26 protein-coding genes are annotated in these 26,994 nt (G+C 66.1%); 10 read left to right on the top strand and 16 right to left on the bottom strand.

Features of this window, described 5'->3' with window-relative positions; translation table 11 throughout:
* Window positions 1–16: 16 nt before the first annotated feature.
* Window positions 17–1,318, bottom strand: a complete 1,302-nt coding sequence (locus F5544_RS45075; protein WP_238847003.1) for an IS256 family transposase — start codon at window positions 1,316–1,318, stop codon at window positions 17–19.
* 67 nt (window positions 1,319–1,385) lie between these two features.
* Entirely contained in the window at window positions 1,386–2,381 is a 996-nt protein-coding gene (locus F5544_RS45070; RefSeq protein ID WP_167478769.1) for a 4,5-dihydroxyphthalate decarboxylase, read from the bottom strand.
* Between the two features lie 108 nt (window positions 2,382–2,489).
* Here F5544_RS45070 and F5544_RS45065 point away from each other — a divergent pair, with 108 nt between their 5' ends.
* The gene (locus F5544_RS45065) at window positions 2,490–3,362 is read left to right on the top strand and encodes a LysR family transcriptional regulator (RefSeq protein WP_167478768.1); all 873 of its coding nucleotides are present in this window, start codon (window positions 2,490–2,492) and stop codon (window positions 3,360–3,362) included.
* 74 nt (window positions 3,363–3,436) lie between these two features.
* Here the strand turns inward: F5544_RS45065 and dnaB are convergent, their stop codons facing one another.
* The 5 genes from dnaB to rpsF form a co-directional block, all read right to left on the bottom strand.
* Window positions 3,437–5,986, bottom strand: a complete 2,550-nt coding sequence (dnaB, locus tag F5544_RS45060; protein WP_167479953.1) for a replicative DNA helicase — start codon at window positions 5,984–5,986, stop codon at window positions 3,437–3,439.
* Between the two features lie 704 nt (window positions 5,987–6,690).
* Window positions 6,691–7,146, bottom strand: a complete 456-nt coding sequence (gene rplI / locus F5544_RS45055) for a 50S ribosomal protein L9 (protein ID WP_167478767.1) — start codon at window positions 7,144–7,146, stop codon at window positions 6,691–6,693.
* Between the two features lie 16 nt (window positions 7,147–7,162).
* Complete coding sequence (gene rpsR / locus F5544_RS45050; RefSeq protein WP_167478766.1) at window positions 7,163–7,414, bottom strand: 30S ribosomal protein S18; 252 nt, start codon at window positions 7,412–7,414, stop codon at window positions 7,163–7,165.
* A 60-nt stretch (window positions 7,415–7,474) separates the two neighbouring features.
* Window positions 7,475–8,011: a single-stranded DNA-binding protein gene (locus F5544_RS45045; RefSeq protein WP_167478765.1), complete on the bottom strand. Its 537-nt coding sequence runs from the start codon at window positions 8,009–8,011 to the stop codon at window positions 7,475–7,477.
* 126 nt (window positions 8,012–8,137) lie between these two features.
* Window positions 8,138–8,425: a 30S ribosomal protein S6 gene (gene rpsF, locus F5544_RS45040; RefSeq protein WP_120039865.1), complete on the bottom strand. Its 288-nt coding sequence runs from the start codon at window positions 8,423–8,425 to the stop codon at window positions 8,138–8,140.
* 214 nt (window positions 8,426–8,639) lie between these two features.
* On the opposite strand from rpsF, the gene F5544_RS45035 reads away from it, so the two are divergent.
* The 4 genes from F5544_RS45035 to F5544_RS45020 all read left to right on the top strand — a co-directional run bounded on the left by F5544_RS45035 (window position 8,640) and on the right by F5544_RS45020 (window position 12,552).
* Window positions 8,640–10,016, top strand: a complete 1,377-nt coding sequence (locus F5544_RS45035) for a glycosyltransferase 87 family protein (RefSeq protein ID WP_167479952.1) — start codon at window positions 8,640–8,642, stop codon at window positions 10,014–10,016.
* 126 nt (window positions 10,017–10,142) lie between these two features.
* Window positions 10,143–10,646: a hypothetical protein gene (locus tag F5544_RS45030; RefSeq protein WP_167478764.1), complete on the top strand. Its 504-nt coding sequence runs from the start codon at window positions 10,143–10,145 to the stop codon at window positions 10,644–10,646.
* A 33-nt stretch (window positions 10,647–10,679) separates the two neighbouring features.
* A complete protein-coding gene (locus tag F5544_RS47255; protein WP_167478763.1) occupies window positions 10,680–11,813 on the top strand; it encodes a sensor histidine kinase in 1,134 nt (377 codons plus the stop codon).
* Between the two features lie 61 nt (window positions 11,814–11,874).
* Entirely contained in the window at window positions 11,875–12,552 is a 678-nt protein-coding gene (locus tag F5544_RS45020) for a response regulator transcription factor (RefSeq protein WP_238847002.1), read from the top strand.
* Between the two features lie 6 nt (window positions 12,553–12,558).
* On the opposite strand, the gene F5544_RS45015 is transcribed toward F5544_RS45020, so the two are convergent.
* Window positions 12,559–13,101, bottom strand: a complete 543-nt coding sequence (locus F5544_RS45015; RefSeq protein ID WP_238847001.1) for a CGNR zinc finger domain-containing protein — start codon at window positions 13,099–13,101, stop codon at window positions 12,559–12,561.
* Window positions 13,102–13,176: 75 nt separating this feature from the next.
* On the opposite strand from F5544_RS45015, the gene F5544_RS45010 reads away from it, so the two are divergent.
* Window positions 13,177–14,079, top strand: coding sequence for a DMT family transporter (locus F5544_RS45010; RefSeq protein WP_238847000.1), 903 nt, complete (start codon window positions 13,177–13,179; stop codon window positions 14,077–14,079).
* A gap of 148 nt (window positions 14,080–14,227) precedes the next feature.
* Here the strand turns inward: F5544_RS45010 and F5544_RS45005 are convergent, their stop codons facing one another.
* From F5544_RS45005 to F5544_RS44995, 3 genes are all read right to left on the bottom strand, one after another.
* The gene (locus F5544_RS45005; protein ID WP_167478762.1) at window positions 14,228–14,851 is read right to left on the bottom strand and encodes a TerD family protein; all 624 of its coding nucleotides are present in this window, start codon (window positions 14,849–14,851) and stop codon (window positions 14,228–14,230) included.
* Window positions 14,852–14,891: 40 nt separating this feature from the next.
* Window positions 14,892–15,971: a DUF475 domain-containing protein gene (locus F5544_RS45000; protein ID WP_167478761.1), complete on the bottom strand. Its 1,080-nt coding sequence runs from the start codon at window positions 15,969–15,971 to the stop codon at window positions 14,892–14,894.
* A gap of 166 nt (window positions 15,972–16,137) precedes the next feature.
* Window positions 16,138–16,713, bottom strand: coding sequence for a TerD family protein (locus tag F5544_RS44995; protein ID WP_167478760.1), 576 nt, complete (start codon window positions 16,711–16,713; stop codon window positions 16,138–16,140).
* 164 nt (window positions 16,714–16,877) lie between these two features.
* On the opposite strand from F5544_RS44995, the gene F5544_RS44990 reads away from it, so the two are divergent.
* From F5544_RS44990 to F5544_RS44975, 4 genes are read left to right on the top strand one after another with little or no spacing between them, the layout of a single operon-like run.
* On the top strand, window positions 16,878–18,095 hold the full coding sequence (locus F5544_RS44990; protein ID WP_238846999.1) for a hypothetical protein: 1,218 nt from the start codon (window positions 16,878–16,880) through the stop codon (window positions 18,093–18,095).
* A 10-nt stretch (window positions 18,096–18,105) separates the two neighbouring features.
* A complete protein-coding gene (locus F5544_RS44985; protein ID WP_428847106.1) occupies window positions 18,106–19,317 on the top strand; it encodes an HpcH/HpaI aldolase/citrate lyase family protein in 1,212 nt (403 codons plus the stop codon).
* Complete coding sequence (locus F5544_RS44980; protein ID WP_167478759.1) at window positions 19,314–21,704, top strand: phosphoribosyltransferase; 2,391 nt, start codon at window positions 19,314–19,316, stop codon at window positions 21,702–21,704. Before F5544_RS44985 ends, F5544_RS44980 begins: the two co-directional genes overlap by 4 nt.
* Window positions 21,704–22,552, top strand: a complete 849-nt coding sequence (locus F5544_RS44975; protein ID WP_167478758.1) for an HAD family hydrolase — start codon at window positions 21,704–21,706, stop codon at window positions 22,550–22,552. Before F5544_RS44980 ends, F5544_RS44975 begins: the two co-directional genes overlap by 1 nt.
* Before the next feature lie 18 nt (window positions 22,553–22,570).
* Here F5544_RS44975 and F5544_RS44970 read toward each other — a convergent pair whose 3' ends face one another.
* The 5 genes from F5544_RS44970 to F5544_RS44950 all read right to left on the bottom strand — a co-directional run bounded on the left by F5544_RS44970 (window position 22,571) and on the right by F5544_RS44950 (window position 26,890).
* Window positions 22,571–22,735 carry a hypothetical protein gene (locus F5544_RS44970; RefSeq protein ID WP_167478757.1) on the bottom strand — a complete coding sequence of 55 codons (165 nt, stop codon included), beginning with the start codon at window positions 22,733–22,735 and terminating at the stop codon, window positions 22,571–22,573.
* Between the two features lie 54 nt (window positions 22,736–22,789).
* Window positions 22,790–24,358: a TerD family protein gene (locus tag F5544_RS44965; protein ID WP_167478756.1), complete on the bottom strand. Its 1,569-nt coding sequence runs from the start codon at window positions 24,356–24,358 to the stop codon at window positions 22,790–22,792.
* Between the two features lie 33 nt (window positions 24,359–24,391).
* A complete protein-coding gene (locus F5544_RS44960; protein WP_167478755.1) occupies window positions 24,392–25,762 on the bottom strand; it encodes a TerD family protein in 1,371 nt (456 codons plus the stop codon).
* Window positions 25,763–26,019: 257 nt separating this feature from the next.
* Window positions 26,020–26,436, bottom strand: coding sequence for a hypothetical protein (locus F5544_RS44955; RefSeq protein ID WP_167478754.1), 417 nt, complete (start codon window positions 26,434–26,436; stop codon window positions 26,020–26,022).
* 97 nt (window positions 26,437–26,533) lie between these two features.
* A complete protein-coding gene (locus tag F5544_RS44950; protein ID WP_167478753.1) occupies window positions 26,534–26,890 on the bottom strand; it encodes a nuclear transport factor 2 family protein in 357 nt (118 codons plus the stop codon).
* Window positions 26,891–26,994: the final 104 nt, after the last annotated feature.

Genomic DNA, 26,994 nt, shown 5'->3' with positions numbered 1-26,994 from the left:
ACTCGGTTTGATTCGGTTACTTTCGTCCGACGGTGAGTCGGCCTTCGAAGGTGATGTCGAAGGCGTTCAACGCTGCTTTCCATCTGGTGACCCAGCGTTTCTGCCCGGCGCCGGTGGGGTCGAGGGCCATGATCGCCATGTAGACGCACTTCAACGCTGCTTGCTCGTTCGGGAAGTGGCCACGGGCGCGCACGGCTCGGCGGATGCGGGCGTTGACCGATTCGATAGCGTTGGTCGAACACACGACCCTGCGGATCTCGGTGTCGAAGGCGAGAAACGGCACGAACTCGGCCCAGGAGTTCTCCCAGAGTTTGACGATGGCCGGGTATTTCGCGCCCCAAGCCTCGGTGAACTCGCAGAATCGTTGCAGCGCAGCCGATTCCGTTGGCGCGGTGTAGATCGGTTTCAATGCTTTGGCGATAGCGTCCCAGTGCTGGCGGGCCGCGTAGCGGAACGAGGCCCGCAGCAGGTGCACCACACAGGTTTGCACGACCGCGGCCGGCCACACCTGCTCGATGGCCTCGGGCAGTCCCTTCAGACCATCGCAGACGAGCATGCACACATCAGCGGCACCGCGGTTGCGCAGCTCGGTGAGGATCTGCAGCCAGAACTTCGCGCCCTCCCCGCCGTCTCCGGCCCACAACCCGAGAATGTCACGGGTGCCCTCGACAGTGACAGCGAGAGCGACGTAGATGGGCCGGTTGGCGACCTTGCCGTCGCGGATCTTCACGTGGATGGCATCCAGGAAGATCACCGGATACACGCTGTCGAGAGGCCGGTTCTGCCACTCGGCCATCCCGTCGATCACCTTGTCGGTGATCGTGGAGATCGTCTGCTTGGACACCTCGGCGCCATAAACCTCACGCAGATGCGCGGAGATCTCCCCGTGCGTGAGCCCTTTGGCCGACAGCGACAGCACCATGTTCTCCACACCATTCAACCGACGCTGCCGCTTACGCACGATCTGCGGCTCGAAGCTCGAGTCCCGGTCCCGCGGAACATCGATCTCGACCGGACCGACGTCGGTGACCACGGTCTTCGAGCGGGTTCCGTTGCGGGAGTTGGGAGTTCCCCGCCCCGCCGGATCACCGTGGTCATAGCCGAGATAGTCGGTGATCTCACCGTCGAGAGCGGATTCGACCACCATCTTGGTCAGCTGCGCCAGTAACCCACCCTCACCGGTCAACTGCAATCCGTTGGCCCGGGCCGAAGCCACCAGCTGACCCACCAGCTCAGCATCCACCGCCGGGACCTTCGACTCCCTACGCTTCGCCACCGCGCCAGTATCGGCCACATCCGCCGACATCACATCAGACATCAAGTGCCACTCCTTGATTGGGAGTTACACCGTTGTATTTACAGTCCCGTTTCGACCAGGAGAACTGTCAGCTGTCGAGCAACTCTGGGGCGAAGACCTCCTCGATGGTCCATTGTCGAGACGACAAGCCTTGTTCGAAGTGGTAACGCAGGTAGGTGTCGAGGGTGGTGCGGTTGGCTGCGATGCCGTAAGGCCACCAGTTGTCGCCGAACTGTTCTCTGTTGCGTTCTATCAGTGCGTTCGTCCACGGCACCATGGTTTGGACCTCGTACAGCCTGCGGTTGCGGCGATAGTATTCGGCGGCAGCGTCTTTCGCCTCGGAGAAGACTCGGTAGACATCCCGCGCGAGGCCGGGGCGTTCTTGCAGCAGATCCTTGCGCACGACGATGGTGTGCATGATCGGGAAGATCGCGGTTCGCTGGTGATAGTCGCGTTCCAGTGGCTCGAAATCAGGGAACAGCCGGGTGACGTTCGAAGATCCGTCGAGCACGCACTGCGGAACGTTCGCCGAGAACAGGGCATCGATCTCCCCGGCATCGAGCATCGCGCTCAGTGTCGTGCCCCGCGCGGTGGTCACCTCGAGATCGGCCGGATGCGGGTGCGGGATGAAATCGAAAGGAGGCGTGGGAGATTCGAGGCCGCCGATAACCCAGCGGTTCCGTTCGGGCCGGAACCCGTACTCGTCGGTGAGGATCCCTTTGGCCCATACGCCGGAGTCCTGGCCGTAGGTACCGAATTCTCCAATGGTGCGTCCGGTGAGATGTGCGGGGTGGGTGATGCCACTGTGGGTGTTCACGAAGATGCACGAGTGCCGGAACACCCGATTCGGGAAGATCGGTAGCGCGATATACGGCGTGCCTGTTTCGAGCAGGCGCAGGTAGAACGTGAGCCCGAGTTCGGCGATGTCGAACTCGTTTCCGCGAATCAGCCGTTCGAAGATCTCGGGCAGCGTGGCCGCGGTTTCCATCGTGACGCCGCTGCCGTCGACAGTGGCACCGCCGTCGAAAAGGGTCCGCGTGGTGTCGTATCGGAAGCATCCGATACTGAGAATGGCGTTGGTCATGAGCGTGGATCTCCTTGTCAGCTCCTACGCTTTCGACAGTTCTCCGTCGGATCGCGGCTGTCCAAGTCCATCTCCGCAATCGCGATACCGCGTAGGTATCGTGTTGTGGTGGATCTTCGTGTGCTCCGGTACTTTGTGGCGGTCGCGCAGGAGCGTCATGTCGGCCGGGCGGCGAATCGCCTACACATGACGCAGCCGCCGCTGAGCCGGGCCATCCGGGAGCTCGAGGACGAATTCGGCGTCATCCTGTTCGAGCGCACCCCCAAGGGCGTCGTCCTGACTCCGGCCGGCGCGACGATGTATGACGAGGCGAGTGCACTGCTGAAGCGAGCCGACCGGATCCGCGACCGGGTGAGAACCGCCGCGGGGGCCGCGACCCTCACGATCGGGACGCTCGCCGATACCGCCGCGCACGTCTGCGGCCAGCTGGTGGCATCGTTCCGGGCACGCCATCCGCACATCAACGTCAGCGTTCACGAAGCCGATCTCGGTGATCCGACGGCCGGGCTCAACGCCGGGCTCGTCGACGTGGCGCTAACTCGAACGCCCTTCGACGACAACGGAATCAGCATGCGCATCCTGCGCTCGGTACCTGTCGGCGTCGTGATGCGTGACGACGACCCACTCGCCCGTCGTACTTCGGTGTCGCCGGTCGACCTGACCGCCCGCCGATGGGTCCGGCTGCCACCCGGCACTGACCCAGCATGGACCGCCTACTGGACCGGCGACGCGCACGACGCCGTAACACCCCCGATGCGGACGATCCAGGAATGCCTGCAAGCCGTCCTATGGAACGGAACGTCGGCGCTCGCCCCGGTCGACCAGCCGCTACCCCCTGGCCTGGTCACCGTCCCGTTCCGCCATCGCCCGCCAAGCCATCTCGTCGTCGCGTGGCTGAAAACCGCTCGCAGCCCGCTGATCCGCAGCTTCGTCCAGGTCGCAGAACGCAGCTACAGTTCCCGCGCCGAAAACGGCCTCTGAGCCCTATCGGCGGGAACGGCCTACTGGCCGAAACGATCACACGGGCCGCCCGCAAGGCCGATGGATACCCCGAATCAGCCGCGGGCCATATCCACGAACCGGCTCAGATGCAGCTGGTGCGCAACGGTAATGGTGGCCGTCGGACCGTTACGGTGTTTACCGAGAATGAGATCGGCCTCGCCGCCGCGCGGGTCGTCCCGTTCGAACGCATCGGGGCGGTGCAGCAGGATGACCATATCCGCATCCTGTTCCAGCGATCCGGATTCGCGGAGGTCGGAGACCATGGGGCGCTTGTCGGTTCGCTGTTCGGGGCCACGGTTCAGCTGACTGATCGCGACTACCGGGACCTCGAGTTCCTTGGCCAGCAGCTTCAGGTTTCGGGAGAAATCCGAGACTTCCTGCTGACGGGATTCGACCTTCTTACCGGAGGTCATCAGCTGAAGGTAGTCCACCACAACGAGTTTCAGATCATGACGCTGCTTCAACCGCCGCGCCTTGGCCCGGATCTCCATCATCGTCAGGTTCGGCGAATCGTCGACGAACAGTGGCGCCTCGCTGATTTCGCTCATCCGCCGCGCCAACCGAGTCCAGTCGTCGTCGCTCATCCGCCCCGAACGCATATCGCCCAGCTTGATTTTCGCCTCGGCCGAAAGCAGCCGCATAACGATTTCGGTGCGACTCATCTCCAACGAGAAAATAACGCTCGCCAACCCATGCTTGATCGAGCAACTCCGCATGAAATCCATACCGAGCGTGGAGTTGTGCGTCGGCACCATGGAACGGCTTGCGAGGTACAGATGGTCTGCGTTGTCGACTTCCACACACCGCACAGGCACGCTGTCGACCTTGCGCACTGCGACGATGAACCGCGACCCGGACCGCGCATCGTTGCGACCCGCTCTACGCTCCTTGTGTAGGAGCGCTTTTCGATAGAGTCCGAAAACCTCGTCATCGGTGGCGAAGGTCAGTGTGTACGCGATCGATGACTTCTCGGACCGTCCACGCACGCGCTTGGTGGAGATGTGGCAGCGATAACCGAGACCGACGATGAGCTCTCGAACATCGTTGGCCAGTCGCTCGCTGGTCACCGAGAACTGGACCGAGCCGCCCTTGGTGACGGTTCCGTCGGTGTCCAGCAGGCCCGCGAGCAGTGCGCGACGCTGCGCTTGCCCGGAGCGCAGGTAGAGGGCTGGAATGTGCTTGTCGCCGAGTACTTCCAAGGTACGAAGCCGGGCCTGGACGCTGCCCACGGTGTTTCGGCACGACTGGCACATCCGGTGACCACTCGACGGCCCGCCGCAGTGGCCGCATGTCGGCGCGGGCACCGGTGCGGAGTGGAAGCGTGCCTTACCGCCGCATGACCTGCCACAGGTGCGCACTTGACTGGTCTGTGGCACGAATTCCGCGCCACAGATGGCACATTCGCGTTGGGCGACCGGTTCGTCGGCGGGCAGCCGCAATTGGTACCGCAGCGGCGCGGTAGATGAGGCGATCGCGACGATCCCCTCCGCTTCGATGCGCGCGACGATCTCCGGATCCGCTGTTGTGAGCTGTGCCGCCGCGGACGTCCCGTCGCCGAGCCATGCGCCGAATGTGTATGGCGGAATCGGCAATTCACGTGTCGGCAGTTCCAACGCCCGGGTATTCGTCACCGAGTGGTTGAGCCGGCGATCGGCGGTGTCGCAGCGCAGGGTCCGCAAGATATCGGCAGTTGTGCGTACGGCGGCGAAGGTGCGCTGGTTGCGATATCCGTTGTACCCGGTGGAGGCCTGCTGCGCGGACCGCCGCGAGGCGCGGGTCTCGGTCAGCCACTGATGCTGCTCGTCGGCGACAATCACCGTCCCGTCGGAGAATTCGACCTCGTAGCAGGGGCGGCCGAGCAGGATCTCGGTGGCCGCGACCACGCGGGTGGGGCGACCATGGGCGTCCAGGAGTTCGTCGCCGACCTGCACCTCGCCCATGGTGGTCCAGCCGGTCGGCGTTGGCAGCGGGGTGTCGAGGGCGAGCGCCTTTCCGACACCGGGGCGGGCCGCGACGATGATCATCTGGCCGGGGTGCAGGCCGTTGGTGACCTCGTCGAGTTCGGTGAAACCGGTTGGGACGCCGAGGGAGATGCCGCCGCGGCTGGCGATGGAGTCGATCTCGTCCATCGTCGGTTGCAGGAGTTCCTCCAGCGGGAGGAAGTCCTCGCTGCTGCGGCGCTCGGTGACCTCGTAGACCTCGGCCTGGGCGCGGTCGACCACCTCGGCGATGTCCTGGCCGTCGGCGCCCGCGTAGCCGTACTGGACGATGCGGGTGCCCGCCTCCACCAGACGCCGCAGAATGGCCTTCTCCGCAACGATTTCGGCGTAGTAGCCGGCGTTGGCGGCGGTCGGCACGGTTTGGGTGAGCGTCACCAGATAGGGCGGGCCGCCGATGCGCTTGAGTTCACCGCGCCGGTCCAGGCCCGCGGCGACGGTGACCGGGTCGGCCGGTTCGCCGCGGCCGTAGAGATCGAGGATGGTGTCGTAGATGGACTGGTGCGCGGGACGGTAGAAATCGCCGGGCCGGATCACCTCGACCACATCGGCGATGGCGTCCTTGCTCAACAGCATGCCGCCGAGCACCGACTGTTCGGCCGCCATATCGTGCGGTGGCTGCCGCCCGAAGTCCTCGCCGGGCGGTTCGGGCGGGAAGTCCGTGTGCCCACGGTCATCGGTGGCTGTCACCTGACTCGACCGTCCTCTCTACCCCACGACCGGGTTCCCAACCTATCGATGACACGTTCTACCCCCGGGGTCCGACATGTCCGATACCCGGTGGCCAGCTATCGCCGAGGCATGGGACGACTCGCGCCGTTCCGGGCGGCTCGTTCACGGCAATGCGACGAACCTAGGCGACCCGGCGGGCAGTCGCCAAACCACACTGTGCACACAGCTGTGGATAAGTTGGGGACTGTTCACCTAACGGTGTGCACCCCCTGTGTACAACTTGGGGAAAACCCAGGTCACATCGCCTGAATGCGCAGATAGGCCCGGATTTCCCGATCTATCCACGTGTGGATGAATGAAGTTGCGGCGTGTCGGCCAAGTTGAACGGCCGGGCGTGTTGGGTTAACAGCACATGGACCGGATATGAGCTGAGTCACATTACGTCCGGTCGGTTTTGCCGGTAATCCACAGGTCGAATAACCGGAGGTCGAACCATTTCGATCAATCGCCCAACCATTCACGACACACCGGCAGCGACACGCAAGCAAATTCAGAGCTAACCGCAGATAGCACCCGAAGAAGCGCAGCCGAAAGCCACCCTTGTGGTGATCACAAGAGTGGCTTCGACCGATGCGGTATTAGCTGGCCGCCGCGACCTGAAGGTCGAACTTGGCAACCACATCCGGGTGCAGGTGCACCACGACGCCGTGCTTACCGGTCGTCTTGATGTGCGCCTTCGGCAGCTCGATGCTGCGCTTGTCGACGACGGGCCCGCCCGCCGCCTTGATGGCAGCGGCGACATCCGACTGGGTCACCGAGCCGAACAGCTTGCCGGTGCCCGCGGTCTTCACCGAGAGCGACACCGACGTCAGGGCCTCGATGGCCTGCTTCAGCTCGTTGGCGTGATCCAGGTCGCGCACCCGGCGGGCCTCCTGGGCCCGGCGGATGCCCTCGACCTGCTTCTGAGCGCCCCGGCTGGCCACGATGGCCAGGCCGCGCGGCAGCAGGTAGTTGCGGCCGTAGCCGTCCTTGACCTCGACGGTGTCACCGGGGGCACCGAGGTTGTCCACATCAGCGGTCAGAATCAACTTCATTGTGTGCCTCCCTTTCTCAGCGAGCCGTCGACACGTAAGGCAGCAGCGCGACCTCACGCGAATTCTTGACGGCGACGGCGATATCACGCTGGTGCTGCACGCAATTGCCGGTGACGCGGCGGGCGCGGATCTTGCCGCGGTCGCTGACGTACTTGCGCAGCAGCGTCGTGTCCTTGTAATCGATCGAAACGACGCCGGACTTGGCTTCCTTGCAGAAAGCGCAGGCCTTCTTCTTCAGCACCTTTTCGCGCGCGGGCGCTTTAGGCATGGTCTTCTACTCCGTAAATTATTGTGGCCCAAAACAAATCGGGCCGATCAGTGCCGTTTGTCAGAACGGCGGTTCGTCATCCATGCGGCCGCCCCCGAAGGAGCCTGCCGCGGGCGCGCTGCCCCATGGGTCGTCCTCGGCTCCGCCGGAACGACCACCGCCACCACCACCGGTGTTGCCACCGCCGGAGAAACCACCGCCGCCACCGAAGCCGCCGCCACCACCGCCACCGCGGTTGGACTTGTTGACCTTCGCGGTGGCATAGCGCAGCGAGGGGCCGACCTCGTCGACCTCGAGCTCGACGACCGTGCGCTTCTCACCCTCGCGGGTTTCGTAGGAGCGCTGCTTGAGTCGTCCGCTCACGATCACTCGGGAGCCGCGAGTCAGGCTCTCGGCGACATTCTCCGCAGCTTCGCGCCAGATATTGCAGCGCAGGAACAGAGCCTCGCCGTCTTTCCATTCGTTCGAATTGCGATCGAACACACGGGGAGTGGACGCGACGGTGAAATTCGCCACCGCTTGCCCCGCGGGCGTGAATCGAAGCTCGGGGTCTGCCGTCAGATTTCCGATGACGGTGATGACCGTGTCGCCTGCCATGTGGTTCCTCCTGCTCGGTGTGCGGTCCGCATGCAACTCGCTGTCGCGCTAGAGCCTAGAGATAGACACCGACGCAATCGAGGAGTCGTCATCCCGGCTTTCACCGGGACGATCGTGCGGACGCGGTCACTTGTCGTGGCGCAGAACCTTGGTGCGCAGCACCGACTCGTTGAGTCCGAGCTGGCGGTCGAGCTCGCTCACGGTGGCGGGCTCGGCGGTCAGATCGACCACGGCGTAGATGCCCTCGGCCTGCTTGCGGATCTCGTATGCGAGCCGGCGACGGCCCCAGATGTCGACCTTGTCGATCTTGCCGCCATCGGTGCGAACGACACTGAGCATGTTGTCCAGCGACGGACCAACAGTGCGCTCGTCCAGGCTCGGATCGAGGATGACCATCACTTCGTAATGACGCACGGACCAATCACCTCCTGTGGACTGGGAAACGGCCACGGACGGTCCGTGGCAGGAGGGTCGTTGCGTCAGCAACCCGACAAGGCTACATGAAGGGCCGGTGAGCAGCGAAATCAGGTCCGGCGAGCCGACCGGTGCGCGGGTGGAACAAGGCACGGCGCCGGTTCTCGCGGGGGACTACCGGCAATTCGGCCGATTGGCACCTAGGGTGGTGCCCATGCCGACCGGACTCGTCGCCCGCGACCTGTTCGCCGGGCGGGTGACCCGGCAAACCGCGCTGACCGCGGTCGTGATGCTGCTGTGCGGACTCACGCTGCTGCTCGCATACGCGAACAAGGCACGATGTGCGGGCGCGCCGTTCGAAGCGAGCGGCCGCAGCATCGCCTTCGACCTCATCAAGGATTCCGACGTCTGCTATTCGGATATCCAATTCCTGTGGCTCGGACGGGATATCGACCAGCACGTCTTTCCGTACGTGAACGGCGACATCACCCCGGACGGTCAGCTCGTCGGCGGCGCGGTCGAATATCCGGTGCTCAGCGGCGTGCTGATGTGGCTGGGCGGTCAGGGTGCGCACAACGACGCCGAATTCCTCGCGCACAGCGCGCTCTTGCTCGCACCGTTCGCGCTGCTGACGGCGCTGCTGCTGGCCCGACTCGGCGGCCGCGCGGCGCTGCTGTGGGCGGCCGGGCCGCCGCTGGTGCTCTACGCCTTCCACAATTGGGAGCTACCGGTGGTCGCCACGACGGTGGCGGCGGTGTACATCGTCACCGTGCCGACCCGATATTCGTTGCGCGCCAGAGGGATCGCGGCAGCGGTACTGCTCGGGATCGGCTTCTGCCTGAAGCTCTATCCGGGGATCTTCGTGCTGCCGCTGGCCGTGTACGTGCTCACCGGCGGGGTGGAACGCGCCGGTCGCGATGTGCGCGGCGCCCTGCTGACGGCCGCGTCGGCCGTGGCGACGGTGGTCGCGGTGAATCTGCCGTTCGCGGTGGCCGGATACGACGGCTGGCGCGCATCGATCACCTTCCAGCAGCTGCGCCAGGCCGATATCACCACCAATTCCATTTGGTACTGGGGGCTTCGGCGTTTGTTCGCCCCGGATGACGTTGCGAGCGAGGCATTTTTCCAGCACACGGTTTCGGTTGCCTCACCGGCGCTGGTGCTTTCGTCGTTCGCGCTGGCGATGTGGTTGGGCTGGAAGCGTTACGGTTCCACCGGCGTATTCCCATGGCTGGGCGTGAGCGGTGCTATGTTGTGCGGCTTCCTGCTGTTCCACAAGGTGCATTCGCCGCAGTACACGCTGTGGCTACTACCCTTCTTCGTGCTGCTAGACGTGCCGTGGACATTGATCGGCGGCTACCTGCTCGCCGACGCGGCGATCGGGATCGGTGTGTTCCGGTACTTCTATGTGATCGCCACCGGCGCGTCCGGGATGAACCAGATGGAGAACGTCGTGCTGTTCGGCGTCTGGGGACGTGCGGTGCTGCTGGCAATCTTCTTCTTCCTCTTTCTGCGGGCCACGCCGCGCGGCTATCGAGCACCGACGCCCCCGGTGCCGCGCTACGACCCAGGTGAACTCGTACCCGTCTAGAGAATCGACGCCACCGGCATCCATACCCTGGGCCGTCTCCACGCTTGAAGGTGGACCGGCGGATTCCACCCGCGTTCCACCCTCGGGCGGTGCTGTCGCACAGGCGAAAAGCGCAGGGTGAGAGGCATGAACCAGCAGACCCTGCTCTCCATCGCAATCGCCGTCGTCATCGTCGGTTGGATCATCTATCGCCAGAATCAGTGGCGGCTCTACGATCCGGCGCGCATGTGGCGGGCGCCGCTGATCTTCGGGATCGTCGGGGCCGTCATCTTTGTGAATTCCGTCGAGGTCGCCGCGCTCGGGACGGTCGATATCGCATTGCTGGTGTTCGAGGGCGCGCTCTCGCTCGCGGTCGGCGCGGTGATGGGCGCGATGTCGCAGTTCGCACGGGATCCGCAGGGCGGGTTGCTGGTTCGGACCGGACCGCTCGCTTCCTCGCTGTGGCTGGTGCTGATCGTGGTGCGCATCGTAATAGATGTTGTCGCAGTCGGTTACGGCGCGACGGCGGTGGCATCGGCGGGTGCGCTGGTCGCGATGCTCGGGATCAATCGGCTCGGCCGGATACTGATCATCTCGCGGCGGGTCGAGCGGCTGGCCGGGCCGGTGCCGGTTCGGACGCCCGCGGCGTGAATCGGTCCCGCCGCGGCAATGGATACTGACCGGATGTTCGACCGCGCGAACGTCCCGCAGCCGACGATCCTGGTCAGGCTCGTACGCCTGGCCGGGCTCGTCGCCGTTTTCGCCTGGCTGCGCGGTTACGACCTGGACCGGCTCGGCGTCCCGGTGCTGGTGCTGGCCGGGATCGGCGCGCTTGCCTATCTGATCTGGGCGCTGCTGCCCGCGGACCGGTTGCTGATCGATCATGCCGCGCTGCTGGTGATGACGGTGTGCGGCGGGCTGACGGTCGCGTGGTTCGGCGGCTCGGCGATCATCGTATGGGTCGCCGTCTTCGTAGCCATTGCCCTGCAACAACATTCGTTGCCGTTCGGTATCGCGGTCGCGGTGCTCGCCGCGGTGACGATGAGCTGTTCGGCGCTGCTGCGTCATGCGCCGCTCGGCGTGATCGTGGGTCTGCTCGGTGGTATCGCGCTGGTCTCGCTGCTCGGCTCCAGCCGCAGGCAGTTCCGGGTGACCGCGGAACAGAATCGGCTGCTGGTCGAGCAGAGCAGGGAGATCCGCGCCGAGCGGGACCGGGCGGCCGCGCTGGCCGAGCGCGGCCGCATCGCGCGCGAGGTGCACGACGTGCTGGCCCATACGCTCGGCGGACTGGTGCTGCAACTGGATGCGGCCGATGCGCTGCTCGAGGCGGGCGAGGTGGACCGGGCCGGGGCGTTGGTGCGGACCTCGCGCGGGCTCGCCGCGTCCGGACTGGCCGACGCGCGCCGGGTCGTCGGTGCGTTGCGTGCCGAAAGTATTGATCTGCCAACCGAATTGGCTCGGGTGGCGGACGAGCACCGGGCGGCGGGCGGCCAGGTGGACTTGCATATCGATGGCCCGGTCGAACAGTTGGGTGAGCAGGTGAGCCTGGCGCTGTTGCGCGGCGCGCAGGAGGCGCTGACCAACGCCAGGAAGCATGCACCGGGCGCCGCGGTTACGCTGCGCCTGGTTGCCGGACCGGAATCGGTGGAGCTGACGGCCGAGAACCCGCTCGGTGCCCGAGCCGGACTGCTGGCGGCCTCGGGTATGGGTGCGGGGCTACTCGGCATGCGTGAGCGGGTCGGCGCGCTCGGCGGGACCGCCGAGGCGGGAAAGGTCGGTGAGCTGTGGGCCGTTCGAATTACGGTGCCGCGCCGATGAATCGGTGTGTCGACTCGGTGATCGGGCGCGGAATACTCGATGGCCCAGCGGGAGATGATCGGTGCCTGACGCGAAAGATGGTGAAGCACAGGTGATTTCGGTGGTGGTCGCCGACGATCAGACCATTGTGCGGGAGGGGTTGACCACGGTGCTGTCGCTGCTGCCGGATATCGAGGTGGTCGGTGAGGCGCGCGATGGCGCCGAGGCGGTCGAGTTGGTGACGCGGCTGGCACCGGATGTGGCGCTGATGGATCTACGGATGCCGGTGCTGGACGGTGTCGCCGCGACGGCCGCGATCGCCGCGGCGTGTCCCGGCACCGCCGTGCTGGTGCTGACCACCTATGCCGATGATGAATCCATCGCGGGTGCGTTGCGGGCGGGCGCGCGCGGATATCTCACCAAGGATGCGGGCCGACACGAAATCGCCACGGCGATAAGGGCCGTCGCGGGCGGGCAGGCCACCTTCTCCGCCGAGGTAGGGCAGCGCCTGGTCGCGGCGCTCACGACGGCGCCCCAGCTCCCGACGCCAACCGAATTGGGACTCAGCGCAAGGGAACTCGATGTGCTGCGGCTTATGGCGAAGGGGTGCAACAACTCCGAGATCGCCAAGGAGTTGTTCATCGGGGTGAGCACGGTCAAGAGCCACGTCAACTCGCTGTTCGCGAAGCTGCGGGTGCGCGATCGCGCCCAGGCGATCGCGCAGGCACACCGAATGGGTCTCGGACCGTCCGGGACGTGAACCCCCTCAGTCCGCGTGCCGGGCGCGGAAGGCGGCGCTCTTGGCGCGGTTACCGCAGCCGGTCATATCGCACCAGCGCCGGGAACCGCCGCGCGAGGTATCGACATACAGCCGAGTGCATTCGTCCCGGCCGCATTCCTTGATGCGGTGGCGCTGATCGGTGCCGAGCAGTTCGAGCGCGGCCCGCGCGATGGCGGAAATGGCCGCGTTCGCATCGCCGGTCCTGGTCAGTGTGCCGTCGGATTGCAAAGTGAGCGTTGGCAATTCGCCTGCGGCCGCGTTGAGCACGGTGCGGTCGGCGTCGTCGGCCGCGGTGCCACGGATAGCGGCGAGCGCGAGCCGATAGCTCGCCTCGCGTACCCGGATCGCCCGGTCCAGCGTTGGCGCGTCGCAGTCCGGCGCCTGGTCCAGCACCGACGCCGCGACCGTCCACCGGCCGAAGGCGGCCGGATCGGTGAGCGTGTCCTCGTTGTAGGTGGTGCGGCCCCGGACCGTCCCCGCGAAGTCGAGGGCGAGGTTCCCACTGACGAAGGTGTGCATGAGCTCCATAGTAACCACCTTGACAGGTTATCGCGGATCGTGTGAGGGTGTAACCACCTTGAGGGGTTACTTGGAGGGAAGATCGTGAAGACCTATTTCGCGGCGGGTGTCCAGCCGCTGTTCGTGCTCATGTGGAGCAGTGCTTTCATCGCCGGGATCATCGGTGTCGGCGCGGCGCCCTCGATGACGGTGCTGTTCGCGCGCTTCGGCATCGCGGGCGTACTACTCGCCGCCTATTCGATGCTCGTGCGGGTGAAATGGCCGCGCGGACGAGAACTCGGGCATGTGATCGTCGCCGGATTACTGCTGCAGATCGTGCAGTTCGGCGGCTTCTACTCGGCGATGGGTCAGCACGTGCCCGGTGCGGTCATCGCGCTGATACAGGGACTGAGCCCGGTGGTGATCGCATTGTTCGCCGGATTCCTCGGCGAATCCATCACGCCGCGGCAGTGGTTCGGATTCGCGATCGGTGGCGTCGGCGTCGCGCTCGCGGTACTGGACAAGACCTCGTTTTCCCTTGCGGGACTGCTGCTTTGCGTGACCGGATTGCTCGGTCTGAGCCTCGGCACCATCTATCAGAAGCGCTATGTATCCGGGGTGGATCCGAAGGCGGCGACCTCGGTGCACCTGCTCATCAGCGCCCCCGTCGCCGGGATAATCGCTTGGGCCACCGGGCAATTGCACGTCTACGACGTGGTCCGGTTCAGCGGCGCGATCGCCTGGATGGTGTTGCTGAATTCGATCGCCGCATTCCTGCTCTACTTCTGGATGCTGCGGCGCATGGACGCCACCCGGGTGAGCCGGTTGCTGTTCGTCACGCCCGCGGTGACGGCCGTCGCGGCCTGGCTGATCGTCGGCCAACCGCTGCACCCCTTGACAATTGCCGGGCTCGCGATCGGTCTGGCAGGCATGATGTTCGCCTCGCGCAAGCCGAGCGCCGAGCCGGTGCGGCAACCCGGCCCCGCTGCGGTGCTTGCGGTTCGCTGAAACGCAACCAGCGAAACCGGGGGGTCCGGGGGGCGTAGCCCCGCCGGGCGGGGTGTGGGGGTTGCACCCCCACAAGACAGGCGGATCGAGCCAGGCGAACGCTCTTCGTGAGCAGAGCTCGCCCACGAGAGGAGCAGGAACGAACGGCCTACTTACGGCCGCTCTTCCAGTCCATCCCCCAGTTGTATGCCTTATCGATCTCCCGCTGCGCACCGTTGATGTAATGCACTTCGCGGTGCACCGTGATGCCATTGCCCTGATTCTGTAGCAGGGCAATGGCACACGAGCGAGCACCGTCCACCGGGGAGTCGAGCCGGACCTCGATCTGCGGGCCCGCCGTCGGGAACAGGGTCACGACGCCGTCGGCGGCGGCCCAGTTCGGCACGCCCTCGTAGATGAACGCGAAGATCAGGATCCGCCGGAACAGGTCGGGCCGTTCGAGATTGATGTGCATATTCTCGCCGCCGGCCGCGCTGCCGCTGCGGTCGTCGCCGTCGAGCCGGATATAGGGCTCGCCATCCAGGGCGCCGAAGCTGTTGCCCAGCGCCTGCACGACACCCTTTTTGCCACTGGACAATTCATAGAGGCAGCCGAGATCGAGATCGATCGGGTTCGACCGCTTGAACAGCCCGCGTCGCGCGCCCGTCGTCCAATTCAGGTTCACCCGCATGATTCCGTGCTGGTCACCGGGTTTGGTGAGGCTGATGCTCGGCGTCGCCTTGGTGAGCGTCACCTTGGATAGGTTCACCCCACCAGGATTGTTGGTCGTCATCGCGATCCCCCTCGTCAATTTCGAATGCTCGGCCGCGAAATCAGCCTACCGGCGTCCGTTCCCGTTCGGCATCGACGTCGCGGGCATCCTCGCGGCGGTTGCGAATGATGCTCGTGATGAATGCGGCGCCGATGAATCCGACACCGACCAGACCGGTGACGATGTCGTTGATTTCCACGCCGATCGAGAGGAACAGGATGAACGCCAGCGCGCCGATGGCCCAGTGCGCGCCGTGCTCCAGGTAGACGTACTCCGACAGCGTGCCCTTGCGCACCAGGAACACCGTGATCGATCGCACGAACATGGCGCCGATGAGGCCGAGGCCGAGCGCGATGATGATCGGGTCGGAGGTGATGGCGAAGGCGCCGATCACGCCGTCGAAGGAGAACGAGGCGTCGAGCACCTCCAGGTACAGGAAGAGGAAGAACGCGGCCTTGCCGCTGGCCTTCACCAGCTTCGACGGTCCACCCTCGCCCTCCTCGTCGGTGTGGAAGAACGAGCCGAGTCCGTCGATCACGATGTAGGAGACCATGCCGAGCAGCCCCGCGATCAGCACCGTCGACCGATTCGCGTCGGAGGCAATGAATTCCGCGGTGAGCAGCAGGCCGACACCCGCGACCGCCACCGAGAGCATATCCAGCTTGCCCGCCCGGGCCAGCGGCTTCTCCAGCCAGCTGAGCCAGGTGATCTCCCGTTCCTCGAAGATGAAGTTCAGGAACAGCATCGCCAGGAACATGCCGCCGAACGCGGCGATCTGCGGATGCGCGTCGGTGAGCAGCTGCTCGTAGGTCTTGCTGCCGTCGGTGGGTGGGTTCAGCGCCAGGTCGAATGCGCGAATCGGGTTGAGCTTGGCGGTGATCCACACGATGGCAAGCGGGAACAGCAGCCGCATGCCGAATACGGCGATCACGACGCCGACGGTCAGGAAGATCTTCTGCCAGAACTCGCTCATCCGCTCCAGCACGGTGGCGTTGATGACGGCGTTGTCGAAGGATAGTGACACTTCGAGCACGCCGAGGATGGCACAGAGCGCGAGGGCGGTCGGCCCGCCGTAGATGAGTGCCGCGATCAGCGAGATCACCGTCACGACGGCGGAGAGGCCGAAAATACGCAGTACCACGCGGGGACCTTTCATTATCGGTTCAGCGGAATCGGATGGCGGCAGTCGAAATCAGCGTGACCGCTGAACCGCCGGATGTCCAACACTGCGCGCTAGCGCATTGACCAGCCCGAACGCGCGTCTAGGGGCCCACTGTCGGGCCCCTAGACCAATGCCGTTGCGCGCGTTAGACGTTGACGCCGTAGTCGCGCGCGATGCCGGCCAGGCCGGAGGCGTAGCCCTGACCGATGGCCCGGAACTTCCACTCGGCGCCGTTGCGGTACAGCTCGCCGAAGACCATCGCGGTCTCGGTGGAGGCGTCCTCGGTCAGGTCGTAGCGGGCCAGCTCCGCGCCGCTGCTGCGGTCGACAACGCGGATGTAGGCGTTGCGCACCTGGCCGAAGGACTGTCCGCGAGCGTCGGCGTCGTAGATCGACACCGGGAAGACGATCGACTCGATATTCGGCGGGGTGTTGGCCAGGTCGACGTTGATGGTCTCGTCGTCACCCTCGCCCTCGCCGGTCAGGTTGTCGCCGGTGTGCTCGATGGTGCCCTCCGGGGAGCGGAGGTTGTTGAAGAACACGAAGTGCTTGTCCGAGAGCACCTTCTTGTCCGCGCCGGTCGCGATGGCGCTCGCGTCCAGGTCGAAATCGGTGCCGGTCGTGGTGCGGACATCCCACCCCAGACCGACCGAAACCGCGGTCAGATTCGGCGCTGCCTTGGTCAGCGAGACATTGCCGCCCTTCGACAAACTGACGCCCATGCGGGGATCCTTCCAATCGTTCTGCCTGCTCGGTTCCCCAGCAATGTCCGAAACGCCGGGTACGTCTTACGACAGTAATAGCTTCCGCGGCGATTGGCTCCCACCGGACATCCGGCTGACCGCGTAACGGTCCTGGCCGCCGCGGATCTCCTACGATCGGTTTCGTGGCAGGCCGTAGGCGTGGGTGGTTCCGATCCTCCGGGAACACCGAGTGGTTTCAACAGGTCCGGCCGCCGCTGACGGCCGCTTTCCTGGATATGGACAAGCGGCAGAGTGTGGCCGAGGCGGCGACGGTCGCGGCCGATCAGGTCTTTCCGGAGCGGCGGCTCGGCGCGCGCTGGGATGCGGTGCGGGCCAGGTGCTATGCCGCGGCGGGTGCGTATCTCGCGCTGACCGAGGAACTGGACGCCGCCGAGCGCGATGAGACTCCGGTGAACCAGGGCCAAGCCAAGGTGGACGCGGTGCTGCGGCAGCTCGCCGATGCGGCAAGAGGGGTGGACGAGTTCTATCGCGGCAACCAGGGTGCGCTGGAACACGCCGTCTCCGTGCTCGGCGCGGTGCCGCAGCTGGTGCAGCAGGTGACCGCCGACGCGGCGCGGGCGCGGCGGGAGGCGGCCGAATCCGAGTACGCGGGATATCCCTCTGTGCGCGAACACGCCGCGGCTGTGGATGAGGCTCTGCTCACATTGGAGGCCGCGGGCGCGCAGGGTGATGTCAACGCACAACGCGAGGCCGCGAACCGGTTGGCGACGGCGGCGAAGGAGCTGTCGGATGCGTTGGCGCAGGCCCCATCTCGGCGCGGCACGGCAACCACCGCGATCGCGTCGGCGACCACCCGGCTCGCCGCCGTTCGCACCAGGGCCGAGCGGCTCGATCCGGCGTATTCGGGTCTGCTGCGAGAATTCAATGCTGCGAGTTCCGCGGATCTGGCTAACAATGGGCGTGAAAGCCAGCGGGCCATCGACGCCGCGGACTCCGCGCTCGGCCGGGCTCGCGCGGCACTGACCGACGACAACCCGGAGCTTGCCCTTGATCTGACCACTGCCGCTCGCGATCACCTCGCCGAGGCCGACCGGTTGGTCGACGCCGTCACCAAGCGGCTCACCCTGTTGCGGGAGGTTCGCGAGAATCCACAGGAGAAAGCCAAGGCCACACGATTCCGGCTGCGCGACGCGCAGATGCTCGCGGTGGGTCGCGGGCTCACCGCAGAATGGGGTTCGGTACTCGACGCGCAGTCCGCCAGGATCGACCGGATCACCGAGTCGCTGACCGGGCGCCACCCCGACTACTGGGCGTATGTGACCGAACTCGATGCCGTCGCCGAATTCGTCGCGGGCGTTGTCGACCGAATCAGAAAGCAAGCAGGACCACGAGAAGTATGAGAGTCAACCGGTGACCGCGGGTTTCGCCGTCCGGCCGACGGTATCCCTGCGGAAACGGTTTCCGCTGCGGCATTTTCAACAGGTCGAGGGTCCGCGACTGCGTGAGCTGTTCTATCGGCAGCCAGAACCGTTCGGCGGCAGCGCCGATCGAGAACTGCTGGCCGTCGCGCTCGGCGCGACGCTCTATGCCCCGGCCACCCGGCCCGATCTGGTGCGGACCATTCAGCGGCGGGCCGCGCAGGGCGTGTGCTCGATGGTGATCGATCTGGAGGACGCGGTCGCCGACGACGAGCTGGAGCTGGCCGAGCATCTGGCCGTGGAGACGCTGAATGTGCTTGCCGGCGGCGTCGATCCGAATCCGCTGCTGTTCGTCCGGGTGCGCGATGCGGCATCGGTGGTCGAGATCGCCGGACAGCTCGGCGCGGGCGCGCGGGTGCTCACCGGCTTCGTCTTTCCGAAATTCACGGCCGCCTCGGGCCCGGAATACCTTGCCGCGCTGGATAAAGCGTGCGAAATCCTGGAGCGCCCGGTGTTCGGCATGCCGGTGCTCGAATCGCCGGAGCTGGTGCATCGGCAGACCAGGGATCGCGAACTCGGCCGGATCGCCCGGCTACTCGACGAACATCGGGAAAGGGTGCTCGCGGTGCGCGTGGGCGCCACCGATATGTGCTCCACCTTCGGAATTCGTCGCGATCGCGACCTCACCATCTATGACGTGCGGGTGGTCGCGGACGTGATCGCCGATATCGTGAACTACCTCGGGCGCGCGGACGGAACCGGTTTCGTGATCACCGGGCCGGTGTGGGAGTACTTCGCCGACCACGAGCGGATGTTCCGGCCGCTGCTGCGCACCGCGCCGTTCGCCGAATCCGATGCGGTGCCGTTCCGTCAGTACCTGGTGAGCCGGGACCTGGACGGGCTGCTGCGCGAGATAACGCTGGATCGCGCCAACGGGATTCAGGGCAAGACGGTGATCCATCCCGCACACGTCGCCGCGGTGCACGCGCTTTCGGTGGTGACGCACGAGGAATATTCCGACGCCTCGCACATCATGCGCGAGGAGGTCGGCGGGGTGGCCGCCTCGGCATACCGGAACAAGATGAACGAGATGAAGCCGCACCGGAATTGGGCGCGGCAGACGCTGTTGCGGGCGCGGGTTTTCGGGGTCGCGAACAAGGGTGTGTCGTTCGTCGACCTGCTGACCGCCATGGTGACCGTATGACGCCTAACGAAATCCCATGGGCCACACGGGTTCTGGGACTCGAGCTGCGGCGTGGCCCGGACGGTGCCGGGCCATCGGTCGACGAGCTGATCCGGCCGGGTCTGCGGCGCAATCCGCGGCGGGCTCATCTGCTGGTCTCGACGGTGCTCGGCAAACACCTGCCCGCCGACCCGCACCGCGTACTCGATGCCGGGCATCGGCTTGGTGATCTGGTCCGCGCGGCACTGGGCGACCGAGACGCCGTTGTGCTCGGATTCGCCGAAACCGCAACGGGTCTCGGCCACTGTGTGGCGGCCAGGATCGGGGCGCGCTGCTACCTGCATTCGACAAGGCGCGCGGTCGCGACGGCCGAGACGCTGACCGGATTCGAGGAGGGACATTCGCACGCCACCTCCCATCTGCTACAGCCGGCGCCCGCGGACATCTTCGTCAACGACCTGCCGCTGGTATTGGTGGACGACGAGATCTCAACCGGTGCGACGGCCATCGACGCGATACGGGCGTTGCACGAGTTCGCGCTGCGGTCGCATTACGTGCTCGCATCGCTCGTCGATATGCGGACGGACGCGCATCGAGCCGCATTCGAATCCGCGGCAATCGAACTCGGGGCGCGGATCGACACGGTATGCCTGGCGTCGGGGCGGACGGTGCTGCCGCAGGATCTGATCACCAAGGTCGCGGAGCTGCCCGAACCGTCGTTGAATCCGGTAGCGCCGTGGCGCGGTTCCTTCGATCGAATCGAATTGCCTTGGCCCGCAGGGGTTCCAGAGGGCGGTAGGCACGGTTTCCTGGATTCCGATGGTGCGGCCTTCGATTCGGCCGTTGCCGCGGCGACCGACGTGCTGCGAGCGCGCGTCGAACCCGGCAGGCCCGTGATCGTGCTCGGGCATGAAGAACTGATGTATCTTCCGCTGCGGCTGGCCGCCGGACTGGCCGAGTCAGGCACGCCGACGCGCTTCCAAACGACAACTCGCTCACCGGCTTACGTTCTGGACGAGCCCGGTTATCCGCTGCGCCGCGGCTTTCGTTTCACAGCTCCCGAACCGGGTGAGGATCAGCCGCGCTATTTGTACAACGCGCAGTGGCCGGACGAGTCGGGTGGATCCGATCCGATTCTGCTCGTGGTGATCGACGCGCCCGCCGACACCGATGCGCTGACGGCCGACGGCGGATTGATCGATGTACTGACCGCCGCCGGGTCAGATGTCCTGCTGGCGGTGTTGCCCGTCGCCGATCCGCGGGAACTGCGCGCCGCACGGGAACTGCCTCGTCCGCTGCACGGTCCGGATTTCGGATCGTATGCGGCGGACGAGGTCTCCTGGCTGCTGACCGATCTGTCGCAGGCCGATCTCGAGGCCGATATCGCCGAGCGGGAGAAACGCATCCAGGCGGGTACCGCGCATTACGCGGAGTCGCTGCCGATCGAATATCAGCCGGATGCCGACTATCGCGAGCTGTTCGAGAAGGTACTCGCGGCGAGCGCGGAGCGGTTGGCGCTCGCGGTCGCGACCGTTGCGGAACTCGTTGTCGCCGAACGCGGTCCGGATATCGTGCTGGCGTCGCTGGCCAGGGCCGGTACGCCGGTCGGCATTCTGATGCGGCGCTGGCTGGCCTTCGGACGCGACGCCGGACTGCCGCGGCTGACCGTACCGCACTACGCCGTTTCGATCGTGCGTGATCGCGGCATCGATGCGGTGGCGCTGGATTATCTTGCCGGGCACCATGATCCGGCATCGGTGGTATTCGTCGACGGCTGGACCGGCAAGGGTGCGATCGCCCGCGAGCTCACCGCCGCGCTCGACGCCTATCACGCAGCGGGCGGCGCGCGGTTCGTCGCCGAACTCGCGGTGCTCGCCGACCCGGGCCACTGTGTGCGCACCTTCGGCACCCGCGACGATTTCCTGATCGCCTCGGCCTGCCTGAATTCGACCGTCTCCGGCCTTGTTTCGCGAACCGTCTTGAACACCGAGCTCATCGGGCCGGGAGATTTCCACGGCGCGAAGTTCTACCGGGAACTGGCCGCCGCCGATGTGTCCGCCCACCTGCTCGACACGGTGACGGCCGCCTTCGACACCGTGCGGCCGCGGGTGGCCGCGGCCGTCGCCGCCGTGCGCGCCACCGATCGCACCCCGACCTGGTCCGGCTGGGCCTCGGTGGAGCGGGTGCGCGCCGAATACGGCATCGCCGGAGTGAATTTCGTGAAGCCGGGCGTCGGCGAGACCACTCGGGTGCTGCTGCGCCGGGTGCCGTGGCGGGTGCTGGTCCGGTCGGCGGACGCACCGGAACACGCGCATATCCGCCTGCTCGCCGCGGCCCGCGGCGTGCCGGTCGAGGTGGTGCCGGAGCTGGCCTATTCGTGTATGGGACTGATCAGGGATGTGCGCTGATGATCCAATTCCACAGGCGCCGAAGACATGCGCTGGTAGCCACCGACCTGGACCGGACGATGATCTACTCGCGCAATGCCTTCGACACCGCGACCGACGTGCCGACCGTCTGCGTGGAACAGCTGGACGGCTCGCCGCTGTCGTTCATGACCACCGCGGCCGCGCTGCGGATGCAGGCGCTGACCGTATCGGCGGCCGTCGTACCCGCGACCACCCGCACCATCAAGCAGTTCGATCGGATCCAATTGCCGGGTGCGCCTTGGCGGTACGCGATCACCAGCAATGGCGGCAATATCCTGGTGGACGGTGTGCCGGATCGGTACTGGCGGGGCGATATCGATGCGCTGGTGCGGGCGGGTGGCGCAACGCTCACCGAGGTCACCGCGGCGCTCGCGGACCGCATCGATGATTCGTGGGTGGATAAATTCCGGGTCGCCGACCAGCTCTTCTGCTATCTGGTGGTCAAACCCAGGGCGGTTCCGGAAGGATTTCTCGCGGAATGGGATTCGTGGTGCCGGGCGCGTGGTTGGTCCGTATCCCAGCAGGGGCGCAAGATCTATGCGATGCCCGATGCCGTCTGCAAGAGCCGCGCGGTGGCCGAGGTGCGCCGCCGCCTTCGGGAGAACGGCGAATTAGCCGATGAGGCAAGAACTTTCGCCGCCGGTGACGGCGCGCTCGATGCCGCCATGCTGCGCACGGCCGACGCTGCCATCCGCCCGCGCCACGGCGAGCTCGAACAGCTCAACTGGACTCATCCCAACCTGACCGTAACCAGAGCCTCCGGCATCCTCGCCGGTGCGGAAATCGTCGACTGGTTCATCTCTGCCTCCCCTGAACTCGCTGACTGACAACAACTTTCGGTTCGTTCAGCGGACGAACCAGATGGCGGGGCGCTCGATGATCAGATCGCCCCGACCCGCACAGCGCGGGCATGGTTCGTCACCGAACCGCATTTTCACACCGCATTTCGGACATCGCTCGGCGGCGAGGTTGCGGCTCACCCCGGCTCCCGCATTTGTTTCGATACTCATAGCCGCAGGCTACGGCGACGGTACCGGCCGGTTCCACTGATTTTTCCGGCGCGGTCAGTGGTTGTGGCGCAGCAGCTTCGCTTGACGACCCGGTTCGCGGGGCAGAATATCCAGGTCGAGCAGCCACGGGCTGCCGGTCCACGGATCGAAAAGCGGGGTGGCGCCGGTGGTCGGGAGGTGGCGGCAGGATCGGGCGAGCCCGGCCAATGTCGCGTCGTCGGAATCGGATTCGTCGGGGCCGATGATGATGGTGGACAGCCCGATCAGCTCGCCGCGGACCATCAGTCCGGCGAATCGGCGGATATCCGATGACACGTAACCGTGCGGGAAATCGGCGAGCAGCAGCACCCGATGATCCATCGGCGGGGTGAAACCGCCGCTGGTGTAGGCCAATTCGGCGAGCTCAGCGGCGTCGGCCAGCGCCTGCAACCGGGGCGAGATATCGCCGAATTCGGTTATCGGCGGGCCGTTCAGCGCCGGGGCGAGTAATTCGGTGAGGCCGGTGAAGGCGCGGCTCAGGTCGACGATGTCGAGCAGCGTGCGCCGATCCGGTGTCGCGGCGAGCAGCCGGGCCAGCAGCGCGCCGACCACTGGCGCGACCGCGGCGGAGGATTCGCTGTCGATCCACAGCGGACGGGTGAGCGGTACCGGCACGCAGTAGGGCACCCGCAGCTGTCCCCGGTCGGGTGCGTAGAGCTCGCCGAGCCGGATGCCGTCGGCGGCGGCGTGCGGACCGTCCCAGGTCGGTGCGTCCCAGGATGCCAAGGCGGGCGGCAGGATTCGATCGGCGGCGGCGAGCTCACGCATCAGCTGGTGGCTGTCGGTGAGATGGTTGCGTTCGGCGATGACGATGAGCTCGTCGCAGCGCTGCTGCGCCGCCTGCCTGGCGCTCGCCGCGGCCGGGGAGTTCCTGACGGCGGGATCGGCCACCGCCGCGGACAATTCGTCGTCGAGCCTGCGTTCGGCGAAGTCGCGGGCCGACACCAGGGCGGCGGCGGAGCGGGCCGCGTCCTCGAAGATCATCCACAGCCGCTCCAGGCCGTGGTCGACCTCGAACGACGCATTCGGCGCCGTCAGCACCTGTGACTCGGAATGTGTTGTCGCGCCGATATATTCACCACCGGTCGGCTGACCCGACGCGTCTTCCACCTCGACGCCGTGCGCGGTGAGCAGCACCGCCAACCCGCCGGAATACCCCTGCCCGACGGCGCGCAGCTTCCATTCGTCCCCGCGGCGGTATACCTCCAGGCAGATCAGCGCCGTTTCCCCGAAGGCCGGTGTGGTGACGAATTCCGCGAGCACCGAATCCTTTTCGGCCAAAGTCGCGGTGATGGTGCCGAGCCCGTATTCGCGCGGCGGTGCGTCCGGATCGACGCTCACCACCAGCAACACCGCCCGGGCATCCGCCCGGATCTCGCTCAACCGGACGACTATGCCGTCATCGGTGAGACGCACTCCCGCGGCCTGCGGCTGGTTGTAGAAGACGAAATCGTCGGAGTCGAACACCTGGAAGTTCGGCGCCACCACCAGCGCCGAAACATCCAGCGCCACATCGGCTTTCGCACTGAATTGGAGCGTATCGGCGGTGAGCCGGGTGTTCTGGCCCGCCGCGAGCTGAATCATCTTGCTGATCCCCCGTTTTCGCACCCGGTGTGCTCAGCGGCCGGAGCCGAGGAACCGCCCGAGCTGGGGCACCGCCTCGCCCGGATGTTTGGCGTGGAAGCCCTCGCCGAGCGCCTGCAGTTTCCAGTCGTTGCCGACCCGGTAGACCTTCGACATCGCGATGGCGGTGAACGGCATACCGCCCGCCAGCGAATACCTGGCCAACTCGGCGTTGGTGACGCCGTCGACCATGCGGCAGTAGGCGTTCTGCACCTGTTCGAAGGTGTGCCCCTTGTAGGAGGTGACGATGAACAGCAGCGTGTTCACATGCGCCGAAACGCGGGTGAGATCGACGAGGATCGTCTCGTCGTCGCCCTCGCCCTCACCGGTCAGGTTGTCGCCCTGATGCCGGATCGAGCCGTCCTTGGAGGTCAGCTGGCCGTAGTAGCAGACATCGACCAGGTTCATATCGGCGAACATCACCACCGACGCGTCGAGATCGATATCGACGGTGCGGTTGCTGAACATCTTGGTGCGCACGGGATCCCAGCCGAGGCCCATCTTGACGAAGGTCAGCGCGGCGCCACCCTCCTTGCGGAGGGTGACCTGCTGGCCCTTCGTCAGGCTGACCGGATGGGATCCGATGAGGTCGCCGGGGCGCTGCTGCCCCTGCGGTGGATAACCCTGTCCCTGTGACGGATAGCCCTGTCCCTGTGGCGGATAGCCTTGCCCCTGCGGCGGATACCCCGGCGCCTGCGGCGGATAGCCGGGGCCGGGCGGCGGATAACCGGTGGCAGGGGCATATTGGGGCACCTGCGGCGGGTAGGCGGGCGCGGGCGGCGGATAGTTGGGTGCCTGCTGGGTCGGATAGTCCTGCTGGGCCGGATAACTCGGTGCGGGATAGCCCGACTGCGATGGCGCCTCGTCGACCTTGACGCCGTGATCGGTGACCAGCGCGGCGAATCCGCCCGCGTAGCCTTGCCCGACCGCGCGCACCTTCCAACCGCCTTGCCGCCGATACACTTCCAGCGCGATGACGATCGATTCGCTCGTCAAACCCTCGATCCGGTATTCGTAGAGCACCTCGCCCACCGAATTCGCCACATGCGCGACCGGTGCGGGGAAACGGCCGAAATTGCTGGTGCTGTCGTCGAGGGTGACGACGGCGCGGATCTGATCGATATCCGGCGGCACCGAGTTCAGCGATATCGCGAGCGAGGTCGGTTGCCCGGCGACGGCGGGCAGCAGGTTCACGCCGGGGCCGGAGGGCTGGTTGTAGAAGACGAAGTCGGCATCGGATCGGACCTTGCCCCGCTCGGTGACCAGCAGCGCGGACAAATCCGCCGGCGCGGCCAACTGAACGGAGATCACCACGTCGGATACGGTCAGCGGACCGTTCTGGCCCTTGACGAGTGTTGCGGACAAGTTCGACCCTTCGCTTGTCGGTGCGTTCGACTGCCACTCTACGTCGCGTAAAGGTCACCGACAGAGTTCGTCGGGACGGCGCTACGCAGTTCGGTATCCGAAGAATTCGCTGGATTCCCGTTCCGCGCCCTCGGCAAACATCCCGGTTTCCAGGTATTCGGACGGCGGTCGGCCGACGATTCGCCGATACGCGCGAACGCGGCACCGGAGCGTGGTCCGGTGCCGCATTCGCGCGTATTCCGTTTGTGGATGGCCGATCATCGGGCGCGGCGCACGCCGAGGAATTGCAGTGCCGCGAACGCGCCGACGGTGATCGCCTGCAATACGGTCCACACGCCGCCGACGAGGTTGACATCGAGCGCACCCTCGCCGAGCGCCACCAGGGAGAGCACCACCCATGCCGCGTTACCCGAGGCGACCACGCGGGCCGCGGTGTGGTTGATGGTGGCAGGCGCGCTGGTCAGTGCGACGGCGATGCCGTAGATGGTCAGGAAGATGCCGACGGGGATGCCGATCCCGGCGTCGAGGCCGAGCAACGATTCCAGCGGCTTCGCCAGCGCCAGGTACGCGAGGCCGTTGACGGTGGTGACGACGGCGTCGAGGCGCAGCGAAAGGCGGAGCAGAAGCTGGCCGGGGGCGAGCAGGGTGGACAGGTAGCCGGTGGTGGCGGTCATGACGTATTCCTCGAAAGATGAAGTGGATCGGGCGCCCGCGGGCCGGATTGCGTTGCCGGACAACCCGGCCCAGGGCGCAGAGCTGCGCCGGGGCCGGTCAGGCGGCGGCGGGAACCTTGTCCAGGAACCCGTAAACCTTTGCGATGCGGCCATTTTCGAGCACGGCGACATCGAAGCCGACCACGATGGCCGGGCCGTCGGCCGGCCCCAGCTCCCAGGTGAAGCGGACCTGGTCGTGGTGGCCGTCGACCGCGCCCGCCTGCCGGAACACCAGGCCGGGGAACTGGGCCTGCGCGGCGGCGATGCCCGCGTCGATCTCGGCGTGCCCGTTGACGGCCATCAGCGGGTCGACGTAGCCGGCGTCCTCGGTGAACACCCGGGCGACGGCGGCCTGCCGGGCGGCGGCGTCGGTGGTGTTCCATGCCTCCAGGTACTGGGCGACGATCTCGTTCATTTTCAGATCCTTTCGGGGCTCTGAGCTGCGGTTTGTGTCCCGGTCTCGGTGACAGGAACTACGTTATTTCCGCGCCGGGGTGCCCCGAATCAGTCGCGTATAAG

It is taken from the genome of Nocardia arthritidis, assembly GCF_011801145.1.
In the GTDB taxonomy this organism is placed as follows: Bacteria; Actinomycetota; Actinomycetes; order Mycobacteriales; family Mycobacteriaceae; genus Nocardia; species Nocardia arthritidis_A.
This window is presented reverse-complemented; position numbering and strand designations above follow the sequence as displayed.